Raw genomic sequence first — 6,407 nt, forward strand, 5'->3', positions numbered from 1 at the left:
CAACTCGCAACTCGCAACTTGTAACTTATCTCCATTTATCTACCATTCATCGTCCCCAAATGTCAGGCAGTGTAATGTTATGTAAAGTCAGTTGAGCAAAACTTAACGTGGTGCTTGAATTACACTCATAAATAGATGTTTTTCAGGTTTTTAGAATGAATTGGCAATATAAGCCGAGTTTATTGGCTTTAAGTGTAATTTTGCTAAGTGCATGTGCGAGCCAGCCGACTCACAATGAACGAGTTGCTGAACTTGAGACTGTACCGGGTGCATGGCAGCAACTCCCTTCGGGCGATAAGGCGCTTGCTGTTGAAGATAACTGGTTGCAGCAATTACACGACCCTCAAGTTTTTACTTTAGTTGAGCAAGCATTAGCCCATAATCAAGCTATTTTACAAGCAGGTTACGATGTTGCGATTAAAGAGCAGCAGCTTATTGCTGCTGGGGCAGATTTATGGCCAAGCCTTGATTTATCAACACGTGCGAGTCGTAGTAAAGATAACCGCCCTGTTAGTTATAACAACGCCAGCTCAGCGTCATTAGAATTAAGCTACGAAGTTGATTTATGGGGTAAATTATCAGCTTCAGAACGACAAGCAAATCTTGAATACCTAGCTGAAAAAGCCACCTTTGCACAAAGCAAACAACAATTAGTCGCTGATGTGGTAGCGGGTTGGTTTGATGTTATTACGAACCACAAATTACTTGAGCTATATAAGCAGCGTGAGCAAAACGCTGAGAAAAATTTAGATATTATTGAGTCGGGTTATCGCCAAGGTTTAAATGAAGCGCTTGATGTTTATCTTGCTCGTAATGAGCTAAACACTGAGCGCTCGAACATTGCGGCGCAGCAAGCAACGTTAACTAAATCGATTCGTGATTTAGAGCGTTTAACAGGCCAATACCCAACTGGCGCGTTAAGCGTTAGCGCAGATTTACCACTACTCGATAGTGCCATTCCGCTTGGTTTACCTTCAGAGCTTATTACTCGCAAACCTGAGTTAATGGCAAGCTGGTATCAATTACTTAGCACCGATGCTGGTCTTGCTTATGCGCATAAACAGCGTTTTCCGAGCTTGAATCTTTCTGCATCAATGAGTGATAGCACAGATAGAGTGAGCGACTTATTTTCGCCTTCAAGCTTAGCGTGGTCGCTGATTGGTAGTATTTCGATGCCGCTTTTTGAAGGTGGCCGCTTAAAAGCCAATGAAGAACAAGCAAGGCTAAACGTTAAGCGCCAAGAGCAGGCTTATCTTGCCACACTTTATGATGCCTTTAACGATGTTGAAACAGCCATCAGCCAAGAGCAAGCGCTTAAAGTACGCTACGAAAAAACCTTAGAAGCGCAAGAAAATGCCATTACCGCAGAGGCATTAGCGTTTGAACAATATCAAAGTGGTTTGGTTACCTACACCACGGTACTCGATGCACAAGACCGTTCGTTTAATGCGCAAAGCTCGGTAATCGAAATTAAAAACCAATTAATTATCAACAGAATCAACTTACATATTGCCCTTGGTGGTGATTTTAGTGAAGCAAACAGCGAAGTAGCAGAGCAATAATCATGAATAGCAAGACACGTAAAATTTTAATTCCATTGGTAGTGATCGTTGTGACGGTACTGCTTATCATGTTTATAAAAGGCAATCCGCCTCAAGCAAACCGCTTTTCTTCACCGCCAAAAGCAAAAGTGAATGTGGCTGTTAAAACCCTAACACCAGAAACCTATCAGGTGATGATTGATAGTTTTGGCACCGTAAAGCCACGCACGCAAAGTATGCTAGTCGCGCAGGCTTCAGGGCAAATTATCGAAATTAGTGAGCAATTTCGTGAAGGTGGCTTTTTCGAAAAAGGCGATGTGTTGTTGCAACTAGATGATAGAGATCACCGCGCTGAAGTAAAATCAGCACAAGCGGCTTTATTAACCGCTGAGCAAAGCCTACTCGAAGAGCAAGCTCGTGGTCGCCAAGCAGTTACCGATTGGGAGCGCTTAGGCAAGGGCGAACAAGCAAGTAGCCTGGTATTGCGTAAGCCACAACTTGCAGCAGCCGAAGCAAGTGTATTGTCTGCCCAAGCGACGCTTGAAAAAGCGAAACTTGATTTAGAGCGTACAAAAATCACGGCACCATACGCGGGGCGAGTTTTAAGTCGCAGCGTAGACTTAGGGCAAGTGGTGAGTAATAACATGGAACTTGCCAGCATTTATGCGATTGACCGTGTTGAAATTCGCTTACCAATCAAAAATAAAGATCTGCCGTTCATTAACTTACCAGAACAATTTCGTGATGGTGCTAAAAATAGCGCTGGTTCACTCGTTAAATTTAGCTCAGATCTCGTTGGTAAACAGCAATGGCAAGGTCAAGTTATTCGCACCGAAGGCGCCATTGATGAAAGCGCTCAGCAGCTTTACGTGGTTGCACAAATTAATGACCCTTACAAAGCCACTTCTGCGAATCAATACCCAATTAAAATTGGTCAGTACATCAAAGCGCAAATTACTGGCAAGGCGGTTGAAAATGCCATTGTGATCCCAAACAGCGCAATTTACCAAGGCACTTATGTGTATGTTGAAGAGCAAGGTGTGTTGCGCCGTAAAAATATCTCACTAGCTTGGCAAAACGCTAATCATGCCATGGTAGCCGAAGGCTTATCAGCAGGGGATCACTTAGTGATTACACCGCTTGGACAAGTTAGCTCAGGTACCCAAGTGACGGTAATGGGAAGCGAAGCGTATCAAGCTACACGTGGTAAAGCACAGCGTCCAAGCCGTGAAGAGCTTGAAAAGCAAGCAAAAGAGCAAGGTATTACAGTTGAAAAACTAATTGAACAACGCCGCGCTGCTCGTGAGCAAGGAGCGCAATAATGATAGCTTGGTTTACAAAGAATCATGTTGCAGCAAACTTATTGCTGATCAGCATTTTATTAGCGGGGCTATTTAGCGTATCGACGCAAATACCACTCGAAGTGTTCCCGTCATTTGAAGCAGACCGCATTAGTGTAAGTGTTACCCTACGTGGCTCAACACCTGAAGATGTTGAAAAAGGTGTCGCTATCCGTATTGAAGAAGCGGTGCAAGATCTCGAAGGGATCAAGCGTATCACTAGCCGCTCATCAGAAGGTTCTGCCTCTGTATCAATTGAAGTCGATACCGGCTATGACCCACGGGAGCTATTAGCCGATATTAAAAGCCGGGTTGATGCCATCAATACTTTTCCGGTTGATGCCGAAAAACCAGTTGTGGCACTCGCGCAGCGCACTCGTGAGGTAATAGCGGTTACTGTGTCGAGTGAATACGGCGAAAAAGAAACCTTAGAATATGCCGAACATGTACGTGATGACTTATTACGCTTGCCAGAAATCACTCAGGTAGAGCTAAGTGGGGTGCGAGATTACGAAATTGCTATTGAAGTAAGCCAAGATACATTGCGCCAATACGATTTACGCTTATCGGACATTTCTTCAGCAATTAGTAATTCAAGTACCGATGTTTCTGCTGGTAACTTAAAAACGGAAGGGGGTGATGTACTCATTCGCTCAAAAGGCCAAGCCTATCGTAAAGATGAGTTTGCTCAAGTTGTGGTGAAGTACCAAGCTGATGGTACCATTATTCGCTTAGGCGACATTGCCCGTATTACCGATGACTTCGAAGAAACCCCAGTTCGTACTCGCTTCAATGGTAAGCAAGCGGCGTTTATTGATGTGTACCGTATTGGTCCGCAAAGTGCGATTGAAGTTGCTGACGCAGTAAAAAATTACATTACCGAGCATCAAAGCCAGCTGCCTGAAGGGTTTGAGTTAAGCTTTTGGGATGACGACTCTGAAATCGTAAAAAGCCGTATTGCGACGCTAACAACCAATGCTATTCAAGGTGGTATTTTAGTTCTTGCATTACTTACCTTGTTCTTGCGTCCTGCTATTGCGTTTTGGGTGTTTATTGGTATCCCTGTGTCATTCATGGGCGCGTTTTTAGCGATGCCAATTTTTGGTATTACGCTCAATGTAATGAGTTTATTCGGCTTTATTTTGGTACTCGGTATTGTTGTTGATGATGCCATTGTGACCGGTGAAAACGTCTACACCCACCTAAAAACAGCCGAAAATGGTGAACAAGCTGCTATTCGTGGTACGCAAGAAGTTGCGACACCCGTTACCTTTGGTGTACTTACAACGGTTGCTGCATTTTTACCATTAGCTTTTATCGAAGGTAACCGTGGTGCTTTATTTGCGCAAATTCCTGTTGTTGTTATTCCGGTATTACTGTTCTCTTTAATTGAGTCTAAATTTGTTCTGCCGGCTCACTTAAAGTACTTAAAACTACGTAGTGAAAAAGCAAATCCGTCAAAACTGCAGCAGTTTCAGCAGCGTTTTGCCGATGGCTTTGAACACGCCATTATGAAGTACTATCAGCCGCTACTAAATGTTGCGCTAAAGAATAAATTAGCAACGGTCAGCTTGTTCGTAGGTATTTTCTTTATCATTTTGACCCTGATCACCAGCGGTTGGACAAAGTTTATATTCTTCCCGCGTATTCCAAGTGAAACTGTTCGCGCAGAGCTAACATTCCCTGCTGGAACACCGTTTGAAGTGACCAACAAGTACATCATCGATATGTCAGATAAGGCCAAAGAGCTACAAGACAAGTATCGTGATGAAGATGGCCAAAGCGTGATTTTAAATATTTTGGCAACCACGGGTGGCCGAGGTGGTTCGTCAAATACAGGTAGTGTGCGCTTTGAAATCACACCAGCCGAAAAACGTGAATCAGATATTGGCTCTCGAGAGCTTGCCAGTGAATGGCGTGACCTTATCGGTATTATACCGGGCGCAGAGAGTGTGACTTTCCGTGCTGAATTTGGTCGCAGTTCAGACCCTATTGATGTACAGCTAAGCGGCAGCTCAATCGACACCCTTGAAGCTGTGGCAGAAAAGGTAAAAGAGCGTTTAGCAACTTACCCAACTGTGTACGAAATTGCTGATAGCATGTCAGATGGTAAAGACGAGCTGCAAATTGAGCTAACAGAGCAAGGTTTGGCACTTGGTTTAAACCGTGTTGATGTATCGCAGCAAGTGCGTAATTCGTTCTTTGGTGCGCAAGTTCAACGTATTCAACGTGGTCGTGATGATGTGCGTGTAATGGTGCGTTTGCCAATTGAAGAACGTCGCTCAGTTGCTGATTTAACTGATATTTTAATTAAAACCCCAACGGGTGGCACAGTGCCATTGTCGCATGTGGCAACCTTAGTACCGGGGCAAAGTCCATCGTCTATTTATCGTATTGATCGCTATCGTACGTTGAATGTGACAGCCGATGTTGAAAAATCAAATACTAATATGACGGTACTGCAAGCAGACTTAAAAACCTACTTAGATGAGCTAATGGTGCAATACCCAGGCGTTGATTACTCGCTCGAAGGTGAAGCTAAAGAGCAGCGAGAATCATTTGGTTCACTCGCTTGGGGTCTGGTGTTTGTATTCTTTATTATTTATGCGTTATTAGCGATACCGTTTAAATCATATATGCAGCCATTAATTGTGATGAGTGTTATTCCGTTTGGCATGATAGGTGCGGTAATGGGTCACTGGGTAATGGGCATGGAGTTAACCATTATGAGCCTACTTGGCATGCTTGCCTTAATAGGTGTTGTAGTGAATGACTCACTAGTATTGGTCGATTTTATCAATAAGAAGCGTGAAGAGGGCGGCGATTTACTTGAAACCGTTAAGCTTGCCGGTGCGGCACGTTTTCGCCCAGTAATGCTAACCAGTTTAACCACCTTTATTGGTTTAATGCCGCTGTTATTTGAAAAAGCAACGCAAGCGCAATTCCTTATTCCAATGGCCGTAAGCCTGGGCTTTGGGATCATCTTCGCAACGCTTATCACCTTACTATTAGTGCCTGTTAATTACCTATTAATGGAGCGCTTTCAGGGATGGTTTAAGTAGGGGGCGATAGGTTGAAAATATGTGTGTTGGGTAGAGTGAAATGAAACCCAACGCATAGGAGCTATCAGCTTTCAGCCGTCAGCTATCAGAACAAAAAAGTTAGCAAGTTAGAAAGGGGAAAGAGTAAAGTTAGATTGTGCCAGCACATTGCTATGGCTAAACCCGATACCGTAGGCGTGAAATTTATTTCGCGCGATATTTCTTAAATAACGGGTGAGTCGTAGGTCGGGCTTTAGCCCGTCAATGTTAGCGATTATGTGTCGCCATAAATGACGACCTACAGTGCTTGACTCATTAGCTCGTAGGTTAGTTAGAGCAGAGCGAAACCCAACGTTTGAAGCCGTCAGCTATCAGATAAAACAAATAAGTTAGCGAGTTAGCGAGGGGAAAGAGTAAAGTTAGATTGTGCCCGCACATTGCTATGGCTAAACCCGGTGCCGTAGGCGTGAAATTTATTTCGCGCG

At 43.9% G+C, this 6,407-nt stretch carries 3 protein-coding genes; all 3 read left to right on the forward strand.

Annotated elements, in window-relative coordinates; all coding sequences use genetic code 11:
• The first annotated feature begins 155 nt into the window (after positions 1–155).
• The 3 genes from CWC28_RS20745 to CWC28_RS20755 are packed head-to-tail and all read left to right on the forward strand — an operon-like array spanning position 156 to position 5,943.
• The gene (locus CWC28_RS20745; protein WP_063703506.1) at positions 156–1,562 is read left to right on the forward strand and encodes an efflux transporter outer membrane subunit; all 1,407 of its coding nucleotides are present in this window, start codon (positions 156–158) and stop codon (positions 1,560–1,562) included.
• Between the two features lie 2 nt (positions 1,563–1,564).
• Positions 1,565–2,863 carry an efflux RND transporter periplasmic adaptor subunit gene (locus CWC28_RS20750; RefSeq protein ID WP_063703509.1) on the forward strand — a complete coding sequence of 433 codons (1,299 nt, stop codon included), beginning with the start codon at positions 1,565–1,567 and terminating at the stop codon, positions 2,861–2,863.
• The gene (locus tag CWC28_RS20755; RefSeq protein ID WP_105181204.1) at positions 2,863–5,943 is read left to right on the forward strand and encodes an efflux RND transporter permease subunit; all 3,081 of its coding nucleotides are present in this window, start codon (positions 2,863–2,865) and stop codon (positions 5,941–5,943) included. The genes CWC28_RS20750 and CWC28_RS20755 overlap by 1 nt, the downstream gene beginning before the upstream one ends.
• The last annotated feature ends 464 nt before the right edge of the window (positions 5,944–6,407 follow it).

Source organism: Pseudoalteromonas sp. S4492, assembly GCF_005886115.1.
Classification (GTDB): Bacteria; Pseudomonadota; Gammaproteobacteria; order Enterobacterales; family Alteromonadaceae; genus Pseudoalteromonas; species Pseudoalteromonas gelatinilytica.